This is a genomic window from Streptomyces sp. NPDC127100 (assembly GCF_042724095.1).
GTDB lineage: Bacteria > Actinomycetota > Actinomycetes > Streptomycetales > Streptomycetaceae > Streptomyces.
Genome location: NZ_JBHXFL010000006.1, coordinates 170,624 through 194,008, shown reverse-complemented (window position 1 = coordinate 194,008; position 23,385 = coordinate 170,624). Strand labels below are relative to the sequence as shown.

Below are 23,385 nucleotides of genomic sequence, written 5' to 3'. Positions count from 1 at the left end.
GAACGCCGGATCTCCGCCCGCCGTCCCCCCCCGGGCCCCACGCCCGGGACACCCCGCTCGTCCCCCTCCGGCACTCCCACCCGGTTCGCGTACGACAAGGAGGCTGCCCATGTCCGCCGAACCGTTTCTGCCCACCCCCACCCCCCGCTACGGCGTCTGGTTCGTCGGGGCGCGCGGCTCCGTCGCCACGACCGCGATCGCCGGCTGCGCCGCCGTCGCCGCCGGACTGCACCCGCCCGCCGGCATGGTCACCGAAACCCCCGACTTCACCTCGTGCGCGCTGCCGCCGCTGTCCTCCCTCGTCTTCGGGGGCCACGACACCCTCGACTGCCCCCTGCCCAAACGTGCCGAGCACCTCGCCGCCGGCGGCGTCCTGCCGCACGGCCTGCCGTCCGCCGTGCACGCCGAACTCGTCGCCGCGGACCGGGAGATCAGGCCCGGCGGACCCCAGCCCCGGGACACCGACGACGGCCCGGGACGCACCCAGGACGAGTGGATCGACGTCTTCGCGGCCGACATCCGCGACTTCGTGCACCGCCTCGGACTCTCGGGCGCCGTCGTGGTGAACGTCGCCTCCACCGAGCCCGCGCCCACCGACGGCACGCTGCCGCCCAGCTCCCTCTACGCCGCGGCCGCCCTGCGCGCCGGCTGCCCCTACGTCAACTTCACGCCCTCCACGGGCCTGCACCACCCGGCGCTGGCCCCGCTCGCCGCATCCGCGGGAGTGCCGTACGCGGGCCGCGACGGCAAGACCGGGCAGACCCTGCTGCGCTCCGTCCTCGGCCCGATGTTCGCGCAGCGCGCCCTCGCCGTGCGCGCCTGGTCCGGCACCAACCTGCTGGGCGGCGGCGACGGTGCCGCCCTCGCCGACCCCGCGGCCGCCGCCGCCAAGAACGCCGGCAAGGAACGCGTCCTCGCCGACACCCTCGGTGCCGCACCCGAGGGCGAGGTCCACATCGACGACGTCCCCGCGCTGGGCGACTGGAAGACCGCCTGGGACCACATCGCCTTCGACGGCTTCCTCGGCTCCCGCATGATCCTGCAGACCATCTGGCAGGGCTGCGACTCGGCGCTCGCCGCCCCCCTCGTCCTGGACCTGGCCCGGCTGGTCGCCCGCGCCCGGGAGAAGGGCCTGAGCGGCCCGCTCGGCGAACTGGGCTTCTACTTCAAGGACCCGGTCGGGGACGGACCGGCGTCGCTCGCCGAGCAGTACGCGGAACTGCGGCGCTTCGCCGAACGGCTGCGGGACGGCGCCGGCGACCGGGGAGCGCGGCGATGAGCCGCACGGCCGCCACGGCACGGGGCGCGTCCGTGCCCGCCGGACCGAGGGCGTCCGCCGGAGCCGCCTCCGGGGCCGCCACCCCGGCCGCCCCCGGCGACGCGGCGTCCCGCACTCCCGGCCGCCGCTCCGGCCGCGCGGGTGCCTGGGCCGAACTGCTGCGCCTGCCCGCGCTGTTCACCGTCCCCGGCGACGCCCTGGCCGGCGCCGCCGCGGCCGGCGCATGCCCCGGGCCCCGCAGCCTGCTCGCCGTCGGCTCCTCCCTGTGCCTGTACGAGGCCGGCATGGCCCTGAACGACTGGGCGGACCGCGCGGAGGACGCCGTGGAGCGCCCCCACCGCCCCATACCGTCCGGCCGCGTCCGCCCGGCCGCCGCCCTCGCCGCCGCCGGCGTCCTCACCGGCGCCGGGCTGGCGCTCGCCTCCGGCGCGGGACGTCCCGCCCTCGCGGTGGCCGCACCGCTGGCGGCGACCGTCTGGGCCTACGACCTCGCCCTGAAGCACACGCCCGCAGGCCCCGCGGCCATGGCCGCCGCCCGCGGACTGGACCTGCTCCTGGGCGCCGCGGCCACCACCGGCGGCGCCCGCGCCGCGCTGCCGTCCGCCGCGCTGCTCGGCACCCACACCCTCGCGGTCACGGCCGTCTCCCGCCGGGAGACCACCGGCGGGTCGGCCCTGGCCCCCCTGGCGGCCCTCGCCACGACGGGGGCGCTGACGCGGCTGGTCACCCACCGCCGCATCCGACTCCCGGCAGGCCGGCGGGCAGCAGCCGCCCCCGGCCTGCCGGGCCTTCGCCCGGCCGCGGGCCCGCCGCCCCGGGCCCGCGACGCCCTCACCACGGCCCTGGGCGCGGCCTACGCCGCAGCGGCCGCGCGCCCCTACTTCCACGCCGCGCTCAACCCCTCGCCCCCGCTCACCCAGCGCGCCGTCGGCGGCGGCATCCGGGCCACGGTCCCGCTCCAGGCGGCCCTCGCCGCCCGCTCCGGCGCGGTCACGGCGTCCCTGCTGATCGCGGCCCTGGCCCCGGCCGGCCGGCTCTTCGCGAGGAGGGCCGGCATGAGGAAGGTGAGCATCACATGAGCCGGAACACGAACCTCCGCTTCGGCTACGGCACGAACGGCCTCGCCGACCTCCGCCTCGACGACGCCCTCGCCCTCCTCGCCGACCTCGGTTACGACGGCGTCGGCCTGACCCTCGACCACATGCACCTCGACCCGCTCGCCCCCGACCTGGCCGCCCGCACCCGCCGGGTCGCACAGCGCCTGGGCGAGCTCGGCCTGGGCGTCACGGTGGAGACCGGCGCCCGCTACGTACTCGACCCGCGCCGCAAGCACGGCCCGTCCCTCCTCGACCCGGACCCGGAGGACCGCGCCCGCCGCACCGACCTCCTCGTGCGGGCCGTCCGGGTCGCCGCCGACCTCGGCGCGCACGCCGTGCACTGCTTCAGCGGCATCACCCCGCCCGGCACGGACGAGGACACCGCCTGGAAGCGGCTGGCCGAGGCCCTCACCCCGGTCCTGGACGCCGCCGCCGACGCCGGCGTGCCCCTGGCCGTCGAGCCCGAACCGGGCCACCTCCTGGCCACGCTCGCCGACTTCCACGTACTGCGCCGCACCCTCGGCGACCCCGGGGACCTCGGCCTCACCCTGGACCTCGGCCACTGCCAGTGCCTCGAACCGCTCCCCGTCGCCGACTGCGTGCGCGAGGCCGCCCCCTGGCTGCGGCACGTGCAGATCGAGGACATGCGCCGCGGCGTCCACGAACACCTGCCCTTCGGAGACGGCGAGATCGACTTCCCGCCCGTCCTCGAAGCCCTCGCCGCCACCGGCTACCAGGGCCTGACCGTCGTCGAGCTGCCCCGCCACTCCCACGCCGGCCCGCACTTCGCCGAACACTCCCTCCCGTTCCTCCGCCGGGCGGCGGCAGCGGCCTCCACCTCCACGAACCACCGGGGCGAGCCGTCCGCCACCCTCTGAAGGGAGCCACCCCATGGCCAGATCCCACGCCGACCACGCCACCCGGAACCCGGACGGCGCCCCCGCCGGGCAGGCCGCCCCGGGCACCACCCCCGCCCGCGTCCGGCCGGCCGACCTGCACGCCGCGCTCACCGCACGGCTCGACGGAGCCGCCCGCGCCTGGCTCGACCAGGCCCTGGACGAGGCCGTCGCCCACCCCGGCGCCCACGGCCCCATCTCCGTGTGGGAGCTGCGACTCGCCGAGGCCGGCCGCCGCTGCGGCCCCGCCCACGCCGACGCCGCCCGCGTCCTCATCCTGCACGCGGCCCGCGCCGACGCGGAGGTCCTGACCCGGGTGTACGCGCAGGGCACCGCCGACGAACGCCGCGCCGTGCTGCACGCCCTGCCCCACCTCGTGCCGGGCCCCGACGCCCTCCCGCTCGTCGAGGACGCCCTGCGCACCAACGACACCCGGCTGGTCGCCGCGGCCCTCGGCCCGTACGCCGCCCGGCACCTGGACGACCACCAGTGGCGGCACGCCGTGCTGAAGTGCCTGTTCACCGGCGTCCCCGTCGACGAGGTGGCGGACCTCGGCCGGCGGGCCGGCGCGGACGCCGAACTCGCCCGCATGCTCACCGACTACGCCGCCGAACGCACCGCGGCGGGCCGTCCCGTCCCCGACGACCTGCACCGCGTCCTGGCCCTGACCGAGGCCCCGCGCTCCCCGCGCGGCACGGTCGACCCCCACGGCAAGGAGTCCTGATGCGCATCTTCGACCCCCACATCCACATGACCTCCCGCACCACCGACGACTACGAGGCCATGCACGCCGCGGGCGTCCGCGCCGTCGTCGAGCCCTCCTTCTGGCTCGGCCAGCCCCGCACCTCGCCCGACTCCTTCCGCGACTACTTCGACGCCCTCCTCGGCTGGGAGCCCTTCCGCGCCGCCCAGTACGGCATCGCCCACCACTGCACGATCGCCCTCAACCCCAAGGAGGCCAACGACCCGCGCTGCCTCCCCGTCCTCGACGAACTGCCCCGCTACCTCGTCAAGGACCGCGTCGTGGCCGTCGGCGAGATCGGCTACGACTCCATGACCCCCGCCGAGGACAAGGCCCTGGCCACCCAGCTCCAGCTCGCCGCCGACCACGGCCTGCCCGCCCTCGTGCACACCCCTCACCGCGACAAGCTCGCCGGACTGCGCCGCACCCTCGACGTGGTCCGCGAGTCCGCCCTGCCCACGGACCGGGTCCTGGTCGACCACCTGAACGAGACCACCGTCGCGGAGGCCAAGGACAGCGGCGCCTGGCTCGGCTTCTCCGTCTATCCGGACACCAAGATGGACGAGACCCGCATGGTCGCCCTCCTGCGCCAGTACGGCCCGGAGCGGGTCCTGGTGAACTCGGCCGCCGACTGGGGCAGAAGCGATCCGCTGAAGACCCGCAAGGTCGGCGACCTGATGCTGGCCGAGGGCTTCACCGAGGACGACGTGGACCGGGTGCTGTGGCGCAACCCCGTCGCCTTCTACGGACTCAGCGGACGTCTGAGCCTCGACGTGACCGCGTCCGACGCCACCCACGAGGGCAACTCCATCCTGCGCGGCGGGGAGTGAGCCATGCGCTTCCGGCACCCCGACGGCTCCACCGTCCACCTTGCCTACTGCACCAACGTCCACCCCGCCGAGACCCTCGACGGCGTCCTCGCCCAGCTCCGCGACCACTGCGAGCCCGTTCGCAGACGCCTCGGCCGTGACCGCCTCGGCATCGGCCTCTGGCTCGCCCGCGACGCCGCCCACGCCCTGGTCACCGACCCGTCGGCACTGCGCGGCCTGCGCACCGAACTGGACCGGCGCGGCCTTGAGGTCGTCACCCTCAACGGCTTCCCCTACGAGGGCTTCGGCGCCGAAGAGGTCAAGTACCGCGTCTACACGCCCGACTGGGCCGACCCCGAGCGCCTCGACCACACCACCTCCCTCGCCCGCGTCCTCGCCGGCCTGCTGCCCGACGACGTCACCGAGGGCACCATCTCCACCCTGCCGCTGGCCTGGCGCACCGCCTACGACGAGACCCGCGCCGACAAGGCCCGCGGCGCCCTGGTCACCCTCGCCGAACGCCTCGACGCCCTCGAGGAACTGACCGGCCGCTCCATCCGCATCGGCCTCGAACCCGAGCCCGGCTGCGTGGTGGAGACGACCCACGACGCCATCGCCCCGCTGACCGCGATCGCCCACGACCGCATCGGCATCTGCGTCGACACCTGCCACCTCGCCACCTCCTTCGAGGACCCGCACACCGCCCTGGACGCCCTGGCCGAGGCCCGCGTCCCCGTCGTCAAGTCCCAGCTCTCCGCCGCCCTGCACGCCGAACACCCCCGTCTGCCCGCGGTCCGCGAAGCCCTCGCGGCCTTCGCCGAACCCCGCTTCCTGCACCAGACCCGCAGCGCCGGCACCGCCGACGGCTCCGGGGCCGCGGTACTGCACGGCACCGACGACCTCGACGAGGCCCTCGCCGCCGACGGCCCGCTGCCCGACACGGCACCCTGGCGCGCCCACTTCCACGTCCCGCTGCACGCGGCCCCCGCCGCGCCCCTCACCTCCACCCTCCCCGTACTCGAGGCCGCGCTGACCCGGCTCGTCGGCGGCCCGCACCCGCTCACCCGGCACCTGGAGGTCGAGACCTACACCTGGCAGGCCCTCCCGCCCGAGCTGCGGCCCCGCGCCCGGGCCCAGCTCACCGACGGCATCGCCGCCGAGCTGACCCTCGCCCGCGACCTGTTGACCGACCTCGGCCTGAAGGAACTGCCGTGACCCCACCGACCCCCTCCGGCGGACCCACCCCGCTCCTCGTCCTGGACGTCGTCGGCCTCACCCCCCGGCTCCTCGACCACATGCCCCACCTCAAGGCGCTCGGCCAGTCCGGCTCCCGGGCACCGCTCGGCACCGTCCTGCCCGCCGTCACCTGCGCCGCCCAGTCCACCTTCCTCACCGGCACCCACCCCTCCGAGCACGGCATCGTCGGCAACGGCTGGTACTTCCGCGAACTCGGTGACGTCCTGCTGTGGCGCCAGCACAACGGCCTGGTCGCCGGCGACAAGCTCTGGGACGCCGCCCGCCGCGCCCACCCCGGCTACACCGTCGCCAACATCTGCTGGTGGTACGCCATGGGCGCCGACACCGACATCACCGTCACCCCCCGTCCCGTCTACTACGCCGACGGCCGCAAGGAACCCGACTGCTACACCCGGCCCCCGGCCCTGCACGACGAACTCACCGGGAAACTCGGCACCTTCCCCCTCTTCCACTTCTGGGGCCCCGGCGCCGACCTGGTCTCCAGCCAGTGGATCATCGACGCCACCCGGCACATCATGGCCACCCGCCACCCCGACCTCACGCTCTGCTACCTCCCTCACCTCGACTACGACCTGCAGCGCTTCGGACCCGACGACCCGCGCTCCCTCCAGGCCGCCACCGACCTGGACGCGGCGCTCGCCCCGCTCCTCGACGACGCCCGCGCCGAGGGACGCACCGTCGTCGCGCTGTCCGAGTACGGCATCACCCGCGTGAACCGGCCCGTGGACATCAACCGGGCCCTGCGCCGCGCCGGACTGCTCGAGGTCCACACACAGGACGGCATGGAGTACCTCGACCCGATGGCCTCCCGCGCCTTCGCGGTCGCCGACCACCAGATCGCCCACGTGTACGTCCGCCGTCCCGAGGACCTCGACGCCACCCGCGCCGCCCTCGACGGCCTGCCCGGCATCGGGCAGCTCCTCGACGACGAGGGCAAGAAGGCCCACCACCTCGACCACCCCCGCGCCGGCGAACTCGTCGCCGTCGCGGAGCCGGACGCCTGGTTCACGTACTACTACTGGCTCGACGACGACCGCGCGCCCGACTTCGCGCAGCTCGTCGAGATCCACCGCAAACCCGGCTACGACCCGGTCGAACTCTTCATGGACCCGCACGACCCCTACGTCAAGGTCAAGGCGGCGACCGCCGTGGCCCGCAAGAAGCTCGGCATGCGCTACCGCATGGCGGTCGTCCCCCTGGACGCCTCACCTATTCGCGGCAGCCACGGCCGCCTCCCGGCGAGCGACGACGAAGGTCCGCTCCTCATCTGCTCCACCCCCCGCGCAGTCGGCGACCGCGTCGCGGCCACCGACGTCAAGCAACTCCTGCTCAGGCTCGCCGGACTCGGGTGACGCACGACGCACAAGACGGCGTACGACCCCGGATCCAGCAACATCCAGCCACCGAGAGTGAAACACACGGCACCGACAACGGCCCGCGCCGACCGCGTCAGCGCAGGCCACGACCCAGAAGGCAGGCACCCGTGAGCCCGTTCCCCGACCCCACCCGCACCGGCACGACCCCCGCCGCCGACGGCCCCGACGAGGCGCTGCGCCGCACCCTCGGCGTCGGCCGCCGCCGCTTCCTCACCACCTGCACCGCCGTCGCGGCCGGCGCCGTCGCCGCCCCCGTGTTCGGCGCCGGCCCGGCCCTGGCGGGCGAGCAGGGCAGGGGCCACGGCCACGACCGCGGCGGGGACGTCCTCGTCCCGGCCGACAAGCGCGGCATCATCCTCTACACCGTCCGCGACGCCACCGCCCGCGACCCGCTCGCCTCCGACCTCCCCTCCGGCTTCCGCGAGGTGTTCAAGCAGCTCGCCCGGCACGGCTACCGCCAGGTGGAGTTCGCCGGGTACAACCAGCACGCCAACGCGCCCGGCGGCGCCAGCCTCGAATCCGTCGCCGGCGCCAGGCTGCTGCGTTCCTGGCTCGACGACTACGGTCTGCGCGCCCAGGGCAACCACGGCTTCATCCCGTCCTCCTGGCCGCTGAACAAGGCGGACCTGGACACCTTCAAGAAGCACCTGGAGATCGCCAACATCCTCGGCATGGACCACATGGGCACCGGCGGCGACCCCACCGGCAGCTCCTACCGCGCCGACTGGGACGTGGCCGCCGACAAGTGGAACGCCCTCGGTGCCATCGCCCGCCGCGAGGGAATCAAGCTCTACACCCACAACCACGACAGCGCCTACGACTTCCTGCTCGACGGCGGCCCGCTGGACGACCAGGGCCGGCCGACCCGCAGCTCGGGCATCCGGAAGCTGGAGTACTTCCTCAAGATCACCGACCCGAAGGTGGTCTGGCTGGAGATGGACATCTTCTGGGCGCACGTCGCCCAGTACAAGTTCCACACCTACACCGCCCACGACGGCTCCACCCGCAGGAACGTCTTCGACCCGGCCGGACTCGTCGTCCGCAACAACAAGCGCTACCCGCTGTTCCACGCCAAGGACGGCGTCGTCAGCACGACCAACGGCATGGGGTACGACATGGTGCCCTTCGGCACCGGCGTCATCGACTACACGACGTTCTTCTCGCGGGTCGGGCAGCGCAACTACCACAACCCGATGGTCGAGGACGACAACTCGCCGAGCGCCACCGACCCCGCGCAGTCGCTGCGCGAGGCCAAGATCAGTTACGACAACCTGGCGGCACTGCGCAAGCGGCGCGGCTGACCCCTCGGACGCGAGCCCTCCGCAACCGTCCGGTCACTCGAGGTACGACCCGGGGCGCACTGCGCCCGCACCCTGCGCAGCGTCGCCCCGGGGCAGGAAAACGCAGGTGAAAGGCACTCCGAAACCTTGGTATGGTTGTCCATGTCGCCGCGGGGGTAACACCCCGCACCGCGGCAGACACCTTGTCCGGGTGGCGGAATGGCAGACGCGCTAGCTTGAGGTGCTAGTGCCCTTTATCGGGCGTGGGGGTTCAAGTCCCCCCTCGGACACTCGCGCAGAGCACCAAGAGGACCCCGGCCCATGGCCGGGGTCCTCTTCGTGTGCCCGGCGTGAGGCGCGCGCGCCCCGGCCCTGACGCCTGCCCGGCCCCCTCGACGCACGACGGCGCGGAAAAACCCGTGGCTCCGCCCTCCCCGCACTGCCTACACTCGCCGCACGCCAAGCAGACGGGTGCCCACCGCGGGTGCCCGTGACCAGTGAGGGGAGACCGTCGTGCGTGACCGCACCGCCGTCGTCGCTCCCCGTTCCCGGTACACGGTGATCCTGGTGTCCCGGTCCGTCCGGTGCCCGCTGCGCGGCCGGTACCGGATGCCCGTGACGCCCGCCTGACCACGCTCCGCCGCACCCCGTCGACCCCCAGTGAGGGCGGTCGGCGGGAACGGCGCGCGTCCGGGGAATCGCGCTGCCCGATTCCGGACCGTCCGAAAGGCCACGGGGCCATGCGCAACACCTCCCTCACCACCGTCCGCAACCTCGGCATCCTCGCCCACGTCGACGCGGGCAAGACCACCGTCACCGAGCGGATCCTCTACACCACCGGCACCACCTACAAGCGGGGCGAGGTCCACGACGGCACGACCGTCACCGACTTCGACCCGCAGGAGCGAGACCGCGGCATCACCATCTTCGCCGCGGCCGTCAGCTGCGCGTGGGACGGCCACCGGATCAACCTGATCGACACGCCGGGCCACGTGGACTTCGCCGACGAGGTCGAGCGGTCGCTGCGCGTCCTGGACGGCGCGGTCGCCGTGTTCGACGCCGTCGCGGGCGTCGAACCGCAGAGCGAGTCCGTGTGGCGGCAGGCCGACCGGCACGGCGTGCCCCGGATCGCGTTCGTCAACAAGATGGACCGGGCCGGCGCCGACCTCGACGCGGCCGTCGCCTCCATCCGCGACCGGCTGCACCCGGCGCCGCTCGTCGTGCAGCTGCCCGTCGGAGCGGAGGACGGCTTCACCGGCGTCGTCGACCTGCTGCGCATGCGCGCCCTGGTGTGGGCCGACGGCGCGGACGCGGCCGAGGACCGGCCGGTGCCGGACGACCTGCGCGAGGAAGCGGCACGCCGGCGACGCGCGCTGGAGGAGGCGGTCGCCGAACGCCACCCCGCCGCGCTGGAGGAGTTCTGCGACCGCGAGACGCTGACCGCCGGCACCCTCGCCGCGGCACTGCGCGACCTGACCCGCGACGGCGACGCCGTGGTGGTGCTGTGCGGTTCGGCCTACCGCAACCGCGGCATCGAACCGCTGCTGGACGCCGTGGTCGCCTACCTGCCGTCGCCCGAGGACGTACCCCCGGTGCGCGGCACGCACGACGGCACGGAACAGGAACGGGCCGCCGACCCGTCCGCACCGCTGGCCGCCCTGGCGTTCAAGGTCAACGCGACGCCCACGGGACGGCTGACGTATCTGCGGGTGTACTCGGGCACCATCGAGAAGGGAGACACCGTGTGGGACGCGGGCACACGCCGCACCGAGCGGATCGGCCGCATCCTCCGGGTGCGGGCCGACCGGCACGACCCGCTGGAACGCGCGGTCGCCGGGGACATCGTCGCCGTGGTCGGGCTGAAGTCCGCCCGCGCCGGTTCCACCCTGTGCGCGCCGGGCTCCCCGCTCGTCCTGGAACCCCCGGGCGTGGCCGAACCGGTCGTGCACGTCGCCGTCGAGGCCCGCCGTTCCGCCGACACCGACCGGCTGGCCACCGCGCTCGCCCGGCTCACCGAGGAGGACCCCTCGCTGGCCGTACGGACCGACCCGGAGACCGGTCAGACCGTGCTGTCCGGCATGGGCGAACTGCACCTGGAGGTCGCGGTGGAACGCGTCCGGCGCGAACACGGTGTCGAGGTCGCCGTGGGCCGCCCGGGTGTGGCGTACCGCGAGACGGTCGGCCGGGGCGTGTCCGGGTTCGTCTTCCGGCACGTCAAACAGGACGGCGGCGCGGGTCAGTTCGCGCATGTCGTGCTGGACGTCGAGCCGTGGGACGAGGGCGGCTTCGTGTTCCGGTCGGCGGTCGTCGGCGGGCGCGTGCCGCAGGAGTTCGTGCGGGTCGTGGAGGCCGGCTGCCGGGACGCCCTGGCCGCGGGACCGCTCGGCGGGCACCCGGTGACCGGGCTGAGGGTGACCCTCACCGACGGCCAGACCCATGTGAAGGACTCCTCGGACACGGCCTTCCGCACCGCCGGCCGGCTGGGCCTGCGCGACGCCCTGCGGGCCTCGGCGATGGTCCTGCTGGAGCCGGTCGTGGAGGTGACGGTCACCGTGCCCGAGGACGCGGTCGGCGGCGTGCTCGGTGACCTGGCCGCCCGCCGCGGCCGGGTCACGGGTTCCGGGACGCGGGGCGGCGCGGCGGTCGTCACGGCCACCGTGCCGCTGGCCGAGCTGTTCGGCTACGCGACCCGGCTGCGCAGCCGCACCCAGGGCCGCGGCACCTTCACCGCCCGGCCCACCGGCTACGCGCCGGCACCGGCCGCGACCCGGGTGCCGTAGGGCCCCGCCCCGGCCCCCCTCGCCTGCCCGGGAGGGGGGACCGGGACGGTCACCACCTGCGGCCGGTGCGGCACCGTGCAGTGTGTCCCAGGTCGGCCGCTGTTCCCGTGCGGGGCAGCGGCCGACCGTGGGACCCGCCGTGCGGGGCTCGGGCAGCGCGCCGTGCTTGCTCCGTGTCCCTGCATTCCGGCGATACCGCTCCCCGCTTGCCGTCGGCGGTCCGCCGCCCGACGGCGGTACTGCCGGGCGGGGTCAGTCGTCCTGTTCGACGGCCACTTCCGCGAGGGCCTCGAGCACATGCAGGACGTCCTGGTCGGCCGCTGTCCGGTTGGTCTTCACGGTCACGGTGACCCGCCCTTGGCGCAGCCAGCTCTCGGATCCCCCGGAGGTGGTCATGGCCGCGTACCAGTCGGCATCGGGCGCGGGAGGCCGTGCCTCCTCACCCGCCGTGCACGTGTGTGCCGCGGTCCGCTGTTGCACGACGTAGTTCTGGGCGTGGCGGACGTTCTCGTACCACCGGACGGACACCTCGATGCCGTCTGCTTGCTCGCCGAAACCGAAGAACGCACCGGAACCGGTCTTCTCCCTTTGCGGCCCCAGTGCGTCCACCTCGCAGGAGATGCGCTTCTGCCAGTCCCCCCTGTCGTATCCCTCCCAGCCGGCCCTCCAGTGCTCCGGCACGAGCTCACGCGTCGCGTCCACATACGCCTGCGCCGGCGACTCCGACGCGTCGTCCGCTCCGCCCGCCCGCCCGCACCCGGTCGTGATCAGTGCGACGACGAGCAGTGGTCGCACGGCACGCCCGCTCAGGCTCAGCACCGCGCCAACCCCTCGATGCCCGGGCGTGCCGTGCTGCGGGACGAGCTCGTAGGTCTCCGTACCGCCCCGCGGGGTGCTCACGTTGGTTCCGCTCATGACTCGTCGACCCCCGATGAGAATTCCAGGAACCCGGCCGTGACCGAGGAGAACAGGATCGATCAGGCCGGTGCGGGTTGTCGTTGACAGGCAGCGCACTTATCAGTGGCGTTCCGTGTACCGCTCCGGCCGCCCGGCGTGGTGGCGCCGGTGCTCACCCGGTGTGATCCCGTACGCGGCGCGGAAGGCCCGGTGGAGGTCGGTTGCATGCCGGTATCCCCATCTTCGGGCGACCCGGTGCACCGGTACGTGGCGCAGGCCCGGATCCTCGAGGTCCGCACGGGCCCGCTCCAAGCGCCGCTGCCGGATGAGCGCGGCGACCGTGACGTCGCGCTCGCGGAACAGTTTGTGCAGGTAGCTCAGCGAGATGTGATGGTGCGCGGCGATCGCCGCGGGATCCAGATCGACGTCCGCGAGATTGTGCTCGATGAAGGAATCGATACGGGCGAGCAACACGTGCCGGCGCGTGTGCTCGGCCGGCCGGTCGCCGGTCAACGCGGCGAGCGTCGCGATCGCCAGGTGGAGGGTGGCGTCACCGAGGTGCTGTACGTCGTCCGCGTCCAAGGAGCCGTTGCGGTACCCCTCGACGACGTCCCTCAGGTGGCGCGTCATCAGGCCGGGCAGTCCGGAGCCGGCCGCGACGGACCGGGCGAGGATCCGCCGGGTGGCCGCTGCGGGCAGCGGCACGGCGGACTTCGGCAGATGGAGGATGAGGGCCTCTGCCGGCCCGGCGTCGTCGACGGCGTGTGAATCGAAGGGCCGGGAGGTGTCGTAGAACAGAAGGTCACCGGGGCCCAGCCGCGCGTCGTTCCTCTCCTGCGACAGCCGCAGCGAGCCCTTGATGATGACCGCCAGCTCCAGGAGCTCCGGATCCGAGCGTCGGATGAGCCGCGGCGTGCGCACGGACCTGAGGTCGGGGAAGGACAGCACGGACAGCTGGACGTCGGCCATGTCCATCCTTGCCACGGCGGCCCGGAAGTCCGCCGCCCGGCTGCTGCTGATCAGCGTCGGTGCGGTGTCCCGCGCGATCAGGTCGCACCACCACTCGAAGCGGTCGGGGACGGCCACCTCGACCGTGCTCAACGCGCCCCTGCCCGTTGTGTCCGTCATGGTGTCTCCTCCCCGCAGTCATGGTCACCGCGACGACCCGGCTTGTACAGGAGGTACCGGGCCACTTCGGCTAGTACGCGCCGGAACCCTTGACGGGCTTGGCTGCGCAGGTTTAACTCACGTCCTAAATTAAGCCGTGAGTGCTCGTGCCCCGGGTGCGAGCCGTGCGCACTCGTCGTGCGCACCCCCGAAGGGACTCCAGGGACCATGCGCAGTATCCGAGCCGCGGCCACAGGCGCCGTCATCATGTCTCTCGCCCTCGCCGCGACGGCCTGCGGCGGTGGTTCGTCCACGGGCGGCGGGTCCAACGACTCGCCGAAGACCCTGACGTACTGGGCCTCCAACCAGGGCGCCAGCGTCGAGGTCGACAAGAAGGTCCTCCAGCCCGAGCTCGACAAGTTCGAGAAGGAGACCGGTATCAAGGTGAAACTGGAGGTCGTGCCCTGGTCGGACCTGCTGAACCGGATCCTGACCGCCACGACGTCCGGCCAGGGCCCGGACGTGCTGAACATCGGCAACACCTGGAGCGCCTCGCTCCAGGCCACCGGGGCGCTGCTGCCCTGGGACGAGAAGCACCTCGACAAGATCGGCGGCAAGGACCGCTTCGTCGACTCCGCCCTCGGCTCGACGGGCGTTCAGGGTCAGGACCCGGCCGCGGTGCCGCTGTACTCGATGGCGTACGCGCTCTACTACAACAAGCAGATGTTCGCCGACGCGGGCATCACCGAGCCTCCGGCCACCTGGGACGAGATGGTCGCGACCGGCCGGAAACTGTCCAAGGACGGCAAGTGGGGCCTGGGCGCGGAGGGTTCCAACCCGTCGGAGAACATCCACCACGCCTTCGTCTTCGCCAAACAGCACGGCGCCGACTTCTTCACCGCCGACGGCAAGCCGGACTTCACCAACGACGGGGTCGTCGCCGCGGTCCAGCAGTACGTCGGCCTCATGGCCACGGACAAGATCATCGCTCCCGGCAATGCCGAGTACGCACAGAACCAATCCGTGAGTGACTTCGCCAAGGGCAGGACCGCGATGCTGCTGTGGCAGTCGGCGTCCGCCAACCTCGCCTCGCAGGGCATGAGCGAGGACGCCTACGGCATCGCTCCGGTGCCGGTGCGGTCCGGCACCCCGGGCAGCGGCACCAACGTCAACTCCATGGTCGCCGGCATCAACATGGCCGTCTTCAGGAACACCGACAACCTCGACGGCGCCACACGGTTCGTGAAGTTCATGACGAGCGACACGGAACAGAAGATCCTCAACAAGGCCTACAGCTCGGTCCCGCCGGTCAAGGCCGCCCAGTCGGACCCCGCCTTCAGCACCCCGGCCAACGCGGTCCTCAAGGACACCCTCGCGCGGAGCGCGGTCGCGCTGCCGCAGGTCGCCGCCGAGTCCCAGTTCGAGACGGCCGTCGGTACGGCGATCAAGGAGCTGTTCGCCGACGCCGCAGCCGGACGCGCGGTGACCACGGCGGACGTGAAGGCCAAGCTGGAGAAGGCCCAGCAGCAGATGCCGGCCAAGTGACCACAATGACGACCACGGTCCCCGAGAAGACGGGCGGGCGGACGCCGCTCGACGGCTCCCCGCCCGCCGCGGGCCGGAGCGGCTCCGGCCGCCGCTCCGGCCGCCTCCACCGCATCGGCCTGCCCTACCTGCTCCTCCTGCCCGCCCTGCTCCTCGAACTCCTCGTCCACCTGGTGCCGATGGTCATCGGCGTGGTGATGAGCTTCAAGGAACTGACGCAGTTCTTCATCCGCGACTGGGGCAACGCCCCCTGGTCCGGCCTCGACAACTACCGGGTGTCGGTGGACTTCGACGCCCCCGTCGGCGAGGAACTCCTGCACTCCTTCCTCGTCACCGTCGCCTTCACCCTCCTGTCCGTCGGCCTGTGCTGGCTGATCGGCACCGCCGCCGCGATCTGCATGCAGGACGCCTTCCGCGGCCGGGGCTTGCTGCGCGCCCTGTTCCTCGTCCCGTACGCCCTGCCGGTCTACGCGGCCGTCATCACCTGGGTCTTCATGTTTCAGCACGACAACGGCCTGGTGAACCACGTCCTGCACGACCAGCTCGGCCTGACCGACAAGCCGTCCTTCTGGCTCATCGGCGACAACAGCTTCGTCGCCCTGCTGACCGTGTCGGTGTGGAAGGGCTGGCCGTTCGCGTTCCTCATCGTCATGGCAGGCCTGCAGAACATCCCGAAGGAGCTGTACGAGGCCGCCGCCCTGGACGGCGCCGGCACCTGGCAGCAGATCCGCCGCATCACCCTGCCGTCCCTCGGCGCGGTCAACCAGGTCCTGGTCCTGGTGCTGTTCCTGTGGACCTTCAACGACTTCAACACACCGTTCGTACTGTTCGGCAAGACGGCTCCCGAGGCCGCCGACCTGGTCTCCGTCCACATCTACCAGGAGTCCTTCGCGACCTGGAACTTCGGCAGGGGCTCCGCCATGTCGGTCCTGCTGCTGCTCTTCCTGCTCCTCGTGACGGGCGTGTATCTGGCCCTCACCTCACGCGGACGGAGGTCTGCCCGTGCCTGACACCCGTACGGTGGCCCGCCCGGCCCGTTCCCCCATGGCACCGCCCCGCTCCTTCCTCTGGACCCGGCGGATCCTCCTCACCCTGCTCACCGCCTTCGTCCTGCTACCGGTCTACGTCATGGTCTCCAGCTCGCTGAAACCGCTGGCGGACGTGACGGGCAAGTTCCGCTGGCTGCCGAGCGGACTGACCATTCGCCCGTACATCGACATCTGGTCGACGGTGCCGCTGGCGAAGTACTTCGTGAACTCCGTGATCGTGGCGGGCGCCGCCACGGTCTGCTCGGTGGTGATCGCCGTCTTCGCCGCCTACGCCGTCAGCCGCCACGAGTTCCGCGGCAAGCGCGTCTTCACGGTCACCGTGCTGTCGACGCAGATGTTCCCCGGCATCCTGTTCCTGCTGCCCCTATTCCTGATCTACGTGAACATCGGCAACACCACCGGCATCGCCCTGTTCGGCTCACGCGGCGGCCTCATCCTCACCTACCTCACCTTCTCCCTCCCCTTCTCGATCTGGATGCTGATCGGGTACTTCGACTCAGTGCCGCGGGACCTGGACGAGGCCGCCCTCGTCGACGGCTGCGGCCCGCTCAAGGCCCTGTTCAAGGTCGTCGTGCCGGCGGCGATCCCCGGCATCGTCGCGGTGGCCGTCTACGCCTTCATGACCGCCTGGGGCGAAGTCCTCTTCGCCTCCGTCATGACCAACGACACCACCCGCACCCTCGCGGTCGGCCTCCAGGGCTACTCCACGCTCAACGACGTCTACTGGAACCAGATCATGGCCGCCTCGCTGGTCGTGAGCGTCCCGGTCGTAGCGGGCTTCCTGCTCCTCCAGCGCTACCTGGTGACCGGCCTGACGGCGGGAGCGGTCAAGTGACCCACGTCGAACCACACATCACCACACGCGAAAGGACGCACGTGAGCATCGACCTCGCCGCACTCCCGCACGACTTCCTGTGGGGCACGGCCACATCGGCGTACCAGATCGAGGGAGCCGTGGCCGAGGACGGCCGCTCACCGTCGATCTGGGACACCTTCTCCCACACCCCCGGAAAGATCGACAACAACGACCACGGCGACGTCGCCTGCGACCACTACCACCGCTGGCGCGAGGACATCGACCTGATGCGCCGGCTCGGCACCAACGCCTACCGCCTGTCGATCGCCTGGCCGCGCGTCGTCCCCGGCGGCGACGGCCCGGTCAACGCCAAGGGCCTCGCCTTCTACGACGAACTGGTCGACGCCCTGCTGGAGGCCGGCATCACGCCGTCCGTGACCCTCTACCACTGGGACCTGCCGCAGGTCCTCCAGGACCGCGACGCCGGCTGGCAGGCGCGGGCCACGGCGGAACACTTCGCGTCCTACGCGTCGGTCGTCGCCGAGCGCCTCGGCGACCGCGTCACGCACTGGGCCACCCTCAACGAACCCCTGTGCTCCGCCTGGATCGGCCACCTCGAGGGCGTCATGGCCCCGGGCCTGACGGACCTCACCGCGGCGGTCCGCGCCTCCTACCACCTGCTCCTCGGGCACGGCCTCGCGATGCAGGCCATCCGCTCGGCCTCCCCGGCCGCGCGGGTGGGCATCGTCAACAACCTCTCCACCATCCACGCCGCCACCGACCGCGAGGAGGACCTCGCCGCCGCCCGCCGCATGGACGGCCACACCAACCGCTGGTGGCTCGACCCGGTCCACGGCCGCGGCTTCCCGACGGACATGCGCGAGGTCTACCGCGTCGAACTTCCCGAGCGCGAAGGCGACATGGACCTCATCGGCGCGGACCTCGACTGGCTGGGCCTGAACTACTACTTCCCCCAGACGGTCGCCGCCGACCCCACCGCCCCGGCCCCCTACGTCCGCACCGTGCGCCGCGTCGGAGTCCCGCGCACCGGCATGGACTGGGAGGTCGACGCGAGCGGCATCGAGGACCTGCTGCTGCGCCTGACCAACGACTACGGGGCACGCAAGCTGTACGTCACGGAGAACGGCTCGTCCTTCCCGGACGTGATCCGCCCCGACGGCACGATCGACGACCCGGAACGGCAGGACTACCTCACCGCGCACCTGGCCGCCTGCGCCTCCGCCGCCCGCAAGGGCGCCCCCCTGGCGGGCTACTTCGCCTGGTCGCTCCTGGACAACTTCGAGTGGGCGTACGGCTACGACAAGCGCTTCGGCCTGGTCCACGTCGACTACGCGACCCAGACCCGCACGATCAAGGGCAGCGGCCGGCGGTACGCGGACGTCATCGCCGCACACGGCCGGGAACGGGGCCGCGAGGCCGCCTGAAGCGGACCCGGCCCCGGGACGGAAACGGGACGGCATGTTCCGCCGCCCGGAGCGGAATACCGCCTACATGTCTAAGGGGACGCGCTGGACGCTGGTCGCCGTACTGCTGGTCTGGAGCCTGTTCGCCTACCCCTGGTACGACAGGGGCTGCGACATAGCGGAGGCGTACGCGGCGGTCTTCAAGTACGGAGTGCCGGAGGGCCTCGAGCCCCTGCCGGCCTGCTACGGCTGAGGGGGGCGGCGGCCGGGCCCCGGGACTCCCGGGACCCGGCCGCCCGCGCGTCCCCACCGCCCCACCGGTACGGGCGGGAGCCGAGGAGCCCAGGTTGCCCCGGTTTCCGATATTGACGGTGGGGCGCAAGAGGTCGCTACTTGTGCAAGGGACGTTGGGTAACCGTCCATGTCCAGGTCGACCAGAGGCAGGAGCAGCGACGCATGGTCGTATCCGGTCCACGGACCACCAGGAGCGCGCCCATCGGGCAACGCGCCGACAGTTCGCGGTCACTGACCGATACCCATGCTTCCAGGCGGTGCAGATGAAGAAGAGACTGTGTGCCGCGGGCGCCGTCCTCGGCGTCCTCGTCACGTCCGGCGCACTGCCGGCCCAGGCGGCCCCGGCCCAGACGCCCTCGGCCCAGCGCCCGAACGGGCACGCCCTCCCGCTGGGCCCCTCCGACCTCACGGAGACCCGCACCACGACGACCCTGCAGCCGGGCGTCACCCTCACCCGCATCGTGCGCGGTGACGACGACCCGTCCCTGCACTGGACGGTCGAGGTCTCCATCCCCGGCGGAGACACCTCCCCGGACCCCGACGCACCCCCGACGGCCCTGAAGGACAAGGCGAGCGCCGACGAACTGGCCGCCGCGCTCACCCGTGACGGCTTCCCCGCCCGCGTCGAGAAGGTGACGACGCGGCGGACGGCCGACTACGCCGGCGGCACCCTCGGCTGGCGGGTCCGTATCGGAACGTTCGCCTCCCAGTCCGCCGCGACGACCGAACGCACACGCCTGCGGACGGCCGGATACACCGGATCCGCCGTCTTCACCGGCTGGGACGGCGAGGCAGCGGACCGCGGCCCCTGGCACGTCGACGTGCTCACCATCGACCCCCGCACCTTCCGCGGCGGCCTCGACGCGTCGTACGGCCCGGACCTGGAGAACCGCGAGACCACCGGGGAACTGGCGAACGCGGCCGGAGCGACGGCTGCGGTCAACGCCGGTTTCTTCGTCCTCGACCCGAAGGCGGGCGCACCCGGCGACCCGGCCGGCCTGGGCGTGTACGACGGACGCCTGCTCAGCGAACCGGTGAGCGGCCGCCCGGGCCTGGTCCTCCACGACGACGGCCGGCGGACCGAGATCGACCGCTACACCTGGCGGGGACGGATCGTGTCCCGCGGCACCTCACTCACCCTGAACGGCATCAACCGCGTCCCGGGCCTGATCAGGAACTGCGGCGGCAGCGAGGGCGACCGGCCGACGTCCCTCCCGCTCCATGACGTGACCTGCACCAACGCGAACGAACTCGTCGCCTTCACTCCCGAGTACGGCCGGCAGACCCCCTCCGGTGAGGGCCTGGAGGCGGTGCTGGACGCCCACGACCGGGTGGTCGAGCTGCGCTCACCGCGCGGGGGAGCGCTTCCGGCGGGCGGCAGCTCGGTCCAGGCGACGGGCGACCGGGTCGCGGACCTGACGGCCCTGGCCCGCCCCGGCGCCCACGTCACCACGAGGACGACCCTGCTGGACGACCGGGGCAGGCGCGTCTCCCCGTCCCCCGGCACCGACATGGTCAACGGCGGCCCCGAACTGGTCCGCGACGGACGGCTCCACGTCACACCGGCCACCGACGGCATGGTGCACCCCGGTGACCCGAGCTGGTACTACGGCTGGGTGCACAAGCGCAACCCGCGCACCCTGGCCGGAGTGGACGCGGCCGGCCGCACCGTCCTCGTCACGGCCGACGGACGCAGCACCGAGGCACTCGGCCTGAGCATCGTGGAGAGCGCCGAGGTCGCCAAGTCCCTCGGACTGCGCGACGCGGTCAACCTGGACGGCGGCGGCTCGACGACGATGGTGACCGACGGCGCGGTCATCAACGACCCGTCCGACGCCACCGGCGAACGCCCCGTCGGCGATGCCCTGTTGATCCTGCCCCGCAGAAACTGACCCAGCCCGGTCCCACCGTCCACGCAGTGACGAACCGCACCGCAGGGAGCCGCCATGTCCGCGCCCACCGTCCCGACCCTCAGATCCCGCGTCCTGCTCGTCCTCACCGTCCTGCTCGCCATGCTGCTGCCGACGGCACCGGCACTGGCGGCGTCCGGTGCCGGGGCGCCGTCACCGCACGGTGCGGAGGTCGTCGCCGTCACCCAGGTCGCGGACCGGCAGGTCGACCTGTCGGTCCGCTCCACCGCCCTGGGCGGCCGCACGGTCAAGGTCCGCCTCCTCACCCCCGACGGCTGGAACCCCGACGCCCGACGCCCGCAGCACTGGCCGACGCTGTGGCTACTCCACGGCTGCTGCGGCGACTACACGTCGTGGACCCGGATGACCGACGTCGCGGAGACCGACGCGCTCCGCGACGTCCTCGTCGTGATGCCGGAGGCCGGCTGGAACGGCTGGTACAGCGACTGGTGGAACCACGGCCAGGGCGGCGACCCCGCGTGGGAGACCTTCCACACCGTGGAGCTGCGCCACCTCCTGGAGAGCGACTGGGGCGCGGGCAGCAAGCGCGTCGTGGCCGGCCTGTCGATGGGCGGCCAGGGAGCCCTCCTCTACGCCGCCCGCCACCCCGGCATGTTCAGGGCGACGGCGGCCTACTCGGGTTCGGCCCACCCGCTGCTCAACGCCGAGTCGGTCGACCGCATCATGGGCTTCTTCGCCGGCCAGGGCAACGACCCGCTCCGCGTCTGGGGCGACCCGGTCGCGCAGCGCGGCATCTGGGAGGCCCACGACCCGTACCACCTGGCGAAACGACTCCGCTCCATCCCGGTCTACCTGTCCTGCGGCGACGGCACCACCGGCCCCCTGGACACCCCGGGCGCGACGAGCGCCCTGGAGGCCGACTTCAACCGCCAGAACCAGGCCCTGGCAGCGGAGCTGCGGAGGGTGGGCGCACGGCACCTGACGACCAACTTCTACGGCCCGGGGACACACGGGTGGGCGTACTGGGAGCGTGAGCTGCATGCTTCGCTGCCGATGCTGCTGGGGGCGCTGGGCCTGCCGGGCTGACGTTGCGAGCCCGACGCGAGGTCGCGTGGGGCGTAGTGAGGTGCCGTGGGCACCGAGAAGTGATGTGCTCGCAGTATGTTGACGTCGTCAACGATTGTCATTGGTTGATATCGGCCGGGCGCTCTGTGTACGGTGGCTGAATGGCACAGACCCCGGCCGCTCCGACGAACCCGTTGGTAACCGGTTCCGAGATCGCCCGTATCGCAGGTGTTACTCGCGCCGCCGTGTCGAACTGGAGGCGTCGGTACGACGACTTTCCTGCACCGGCAGGCGGTGGCGCGAACAGCCCCCTGTACGACCTGGCCGAAGTGCGGGCTTGGCTGGAGACGCAGCGTAAGGGCCAGGACGTCACCGACGAGGTACAGCTGTGGCAGGAACTGCGCGGAGCCTATGGGGACGACATTCTCCGCGGACTCGGAGACGTTCTGCAGACCCTCGCCACCCCGGAGGAACGAAAGCAGGCCGCACTGCCCGACGCCGTGATTCACCTGGCGCGGCGCATGGCGCAGGAAGGTTCCCTCTCCGACGTTGCACAGGGCCTCGCCGAGCGCTTCACGGAGTCCGTGCGACGGACCGGCTCCGACCAGGTGAGCTCACCGCGGTTGGTCCGCGCTGTCCAGCAGTGTGTCGGTGACGTGCCGGACGATGCCGTGCTGTTCGATCCGGCTTGCGGCATCGGCACTCTCCTTCTCGCTGTCGGCGCGGACCAGCATGTCCGGCGTTACGGCCAGGAAGCGGATGCCCGAAGCGCGCGCTTCGCCCAACTGAGGGCGGAGCTCACCGGGTGGGCCCACATGGAGATCAAGCAGGGCGACTCCCTGCGGGCCGACCAATGGCAGGGCCTCAAGGCCGACCTGGTCGTCTGCGACCCGCCGGTCAGCGACACCGATTGGGGACGGGAAGACCTCCTGCTCGACCCACGCTGGGAACTGGGCACGCCGTCCCGCGCCGAAGGTGAGCTGGCCTGGTTGCAGCATGCCTACGCCCATACCGTCCCCGGCGGCCGGGTCGTCATGGTGATGCCTGCCTCAGTGGCCTACCGCAAGGCCGGGCGTCGCATCCGCGCCGAACTCGTCCGCCGCGGCATCCTGACCCAGGTCACGGCTCTGCCCCCCGGCACGGCCGCCGCGCATGCGCTTCCCGTCCACGTGTGGCAGCTTCGGCGGCCTCGCACCGCTGATGACGCCGCTTCCGCCGTACGCTTGATCGACCTGACGGCCAACGACCCGGACGACTCCTTGAGGCCGCGCCCGGAACAAGTCACCGAGGTGTCCCAGATCGATTTGTTGGACGATCTCGTGGATCTCACTCCGGCGCGCCATGTGCAGGAGTCGCACCGCGATTACGTCACCGAGTACGACGCACTGCGGCGCGAGTTGGGCGAGCAGACGCGACGCCTGGGTGCTCTGCTGCCGGCCTTGGCCGCCGGTGAGGAGGCCGGCTCCCTGGAAGGTGGAAGTGTCGGCGTCGCCGATCTGATCCGGGCCGGTCTCGTCCAGTACGCGGAACCGGAACCGGTATCTGTCAGCGACCAGCTCGACACCGACTTCCTCCAGGGCTTCCTGCACAGCGCCGTCAACAGCAGACGCTCCACCACCGCCAGCGGTACCTTCCGGCTCGACGGCAAGAACGCCCGCATCCCGCAGATGGACATCTCCGAGCAGCGCCGTTACGGGGCTGCCTTCAGCGCACTCCGAGAATTCGAGGAGCGGTCACGCAGGGTGGCCGAACTCAGCAGGCAGATCGCCGCCCTGGCGCGGGAGGGACTGAGCAGCGGGGCGCTGAAGCCCGACGACTGAG

Annotated in this window: 19 protein-coding genes and 1 tRNA gene; 18 read left to right on the top strand and 2 right to left on the bottom strand. The window is 72.5% G+C overall.

Annotated features, from left to right (window positions below):
* Window positions 1-109: 109 nt before the first annotated feature.
* The 10 genes from ACFWJB_RS09850 to fusA all read left to right on the top strand — a co-directional run bounded on the left by ACFWJB_RS09850 (window position 110) and on the right by fusA (window position 11,516).
* On the top strand, window positions 110-1,279 hold the full coding sequence (locus ACFWJB_RS09850; RefSeq protein ID WP_385463486.1) for an inositol-3-phosphate synthase: 1,170 nt from the start codon (window positions 110-112) through the stop codon (window positions 1,277-1,279).
* Complete coding sequence (locus ACFWJB_RS09845) at window positions 1,276-2,358, top strand: SCO3242 family prenyltransferase (protein WP_386921427.1); 1,083 nt, start codon at window positions 1,276-1,278, stop codon at window positions 2,356-2,358. The genes ACFWJB_RS09850 and ACFWJB_RS09845 overlap by 4 nt, the downstream gene beginning before the upstream one ends.
* A complete protein-coding gene (locus tag ACFWJB_RS09840) occupies window positions 2,355-3,254 on the top strand; it encodes a sugar phosphate isomerase/epimerase family protein (RefSeq protein WP_386921425.1) in 900 nt (299 codons plus the stop codon). Before ACFWJB_RS09845 ends, ACFWJB_RS09840 begins: the two co-directional genes overlap by 4 nt.
* A 13-nt stretch (window positions 3,255-3,267) precedes the next feature.
* A complete protein-coding gene (locus tag ACFWJB_RS09835; protein ID WP_386921423.1) occupies window positions 3,268-3,996 on the top strand; it encodes an EboA domain-containing protein in 729 nt (242 codons plus the stop codon).
* Window positions 3,996-4,844, top strand: a complete 849-nt coding sequence (locus ACFWJB_RS09830; protein WP_385472673.1) for a TatD family hydrolase — start codon at window positions 3,996-3,998, stop codon at window positions 4,842-4,844. Before ACFWJB_RS09835 ends, ACFWJB_RS09830 begins: the two co-directional genes overlap by 1 nt.
* Window positions 4,845-4,847: 3 nt before the next feature.
* Window positions 4,848-6,038, top strand: coding sequence for a metabolite traffic protein EboE (eboE, locus tag ACFWJB_RS09825; protein ID WP_386921421.1), 1,191 nt, complete (start codon window positions 4,848-4,850; stop codon window positions 6,036-6,038).
* On the top strand, window positions 6,035-7,432 hold the full coding sequence (locus ACFWJB_RS09820) for an alkaline phosphatase family protein (RefSeq protein WP_385472679.1): 1,398 nt from the start codon (window positions 6,035-6,037) through the stop codon (window positions 7,430-7,432). Before eboE ends, ACFWJB_RS09820 begins: the two co-directional genes overlap by 4 nt.
* 131 nt (window positions 7,433-7,563) lie before the next feature.
* Window positions 7,564-8,757, top strand: a complete 1,194-nt coding sequence (locus ACFWJB_RS09815; RefSeq protein WP_386921418.1) for a sugar phosphate isomerase/epimerase family protein — start codon at window positions 7,564-7,566, stop codon at window positions 8,755-8,757.
* Window positions 8,758-8,941: 184 nt separating this feature from the next.
* Window positions 8,942-9,026, top strand: a tRNA-Leu gene (locus ACFWJB_RS09810).
* Between the two features lie 450 nt (window positions 9,027-9,476).
* Window positions 9,477-11,516 carry an elongation factor G gene (gene fusA / locus ACFWJB_RS09805; protein WP_386921416.1) on the top strand — a complete coding sequence of 680 codons (2,040 nt, stop codon included), beginning with the start codon at window positions 9,477-9,479 and terminating at the stop codon, window positions 11,514-11,516.
* Between the two features lie 252 nt (window positions 11,517-11,768).
* Here the strand turns inward: fusA and ACFWJB_RS09800 are convergent, their stop codons facing one another.
* Window positions 11,769-12,431: a hypothetical protein gene (locus ACFWJB_RS09800; protein WP_386921414.1), complete on the bottom strand. Its 663-nt coding sequence runs from the start codon at window positions 12,429-12,431 to the stop codon at window positions 11,769-11,771.
* 102 nt (window positions 12,432-12,533) lie between these two features.
* Window positions 12,534-13,541 carry a helix-turn-helix domain-containing protein gene (locus ACFWJB_RS09795; protein WP_386921412.1) on the bottom strand — a complete coding sequence of 336 codons (1,008 nt, stop codon included), beginning with the start codon at window positions 13,539-13,541 and terminating at the stop codon, window positions 12,534-12,536.
* 207 nt (window positions 13,542-13,748) lie between these two features.
* On the opposite strand from ACFWJB_RS09795, the gene ACFWJB_RS09790 reads away from it, so the two are divergent.
* The 8 genes from ACFWJB_RS09790 (at window position 13,749) to ACFWJB_RS09755 (ending at window position 23,384) form a co-directional block, all read left to right on the top strand.
* Complete coding sequence (locus ACFWJB_RS09790; RefSeq protein ID WP_386921410.1) at window positions 13,749-15,065, top strand: ABC transporter substrate-binding protein; 1,317 nt, start codon at window positions 13,749-13,751, stop codon at window positions 15,063-15,065.
* A gap of 5 nt (window positions 15,066-15,070) precedes the next feature.
* Window positions 15,071-16,075, top strand: coding sequence for a carbohydrate ABC transporter permease (locus tag ACFWJB_RS09785; RefSeq protein WP_385472429.1), 1,005 nt, complete (start codon window positions 15,071-15,073; stop codon window positions 16,073-16,075).
* 34 nt (window positions 16,076-16,109) lie between these two features.
* On the top strand, window positions 16,110-16,949 hold the full coding sequence (locus ACFWJB_RS09780; protein WP_385472444.1) for a carbohydrate ABC transporter permease: 840 nt from the start codon (window positions 16,110-16,112) through the stop codon (window positions 16,947-16,949).
* A gap of 41 nt (window positions 16,950-16,990) precedes the next feature.
* Window positions 16,991-18,355: a GH1 family beta-glucosidase gene (locus tag ACFWJB_RS09775; protein WP_386921408.1), complete on the top strand. Its 1,365-nt coding sequence runs from the start codon at window positions 16,991-16,993 to the stop codon at window positions 18,353-18,355.
* Between the two features lie 67 nt (window positions 18,356-18,422).
* A complete protein-coding gene (locus ACFWJB_RS09770; protein ID WP_385472424.1) occupies window positions 18,423-18,587 on the top strand; it encodes a hypothetical protein in 165 nt (54 codons plus the stop codon).
* Window positions 18,588-18,891: 304 nt separating this feature from the next.
* The gene (locus tag ACFWJB_RS09765) at window positions 18,892-20,520 is read left to right on the top strand and encodes a phosphodiester glycosidase family protein (protein WP_386921405.1); all 1,629 of its coding nucleotides are present in this window, start codon (window positions 18,892-18,894) and stop codon (window positions 20,518-20,520) included.
* A 54-nt stretch (window positions 20,521-20,574) separates the two neighbouring features.
* Window positions 20,575-21,585 carry an alpha/beta hydrolase gene (locus ACFWJB_RS09760; RefSeq protein WP_386921403.1) on the top strand — a complete coding sequence of 337 codons (1,011 nt, stop codon included), beginning with the start codon at window positions 20,575-20,577 and terminating at the stop codon, window positions 21,583-21,585.
* Window positions 21,586-21,725: 140 nt separating this feature from the next.
* Entirely contained in the window at window positions 21,726-23,384 is a 1,659-nt protein-coding gene (locus ACFWJB_RS09755; RefSeq protein WP_386921401.1) for an N-6 DNA methylase, read from the top strand.
* Window position 23,385 lies beyond the last annotated feature (1 nt).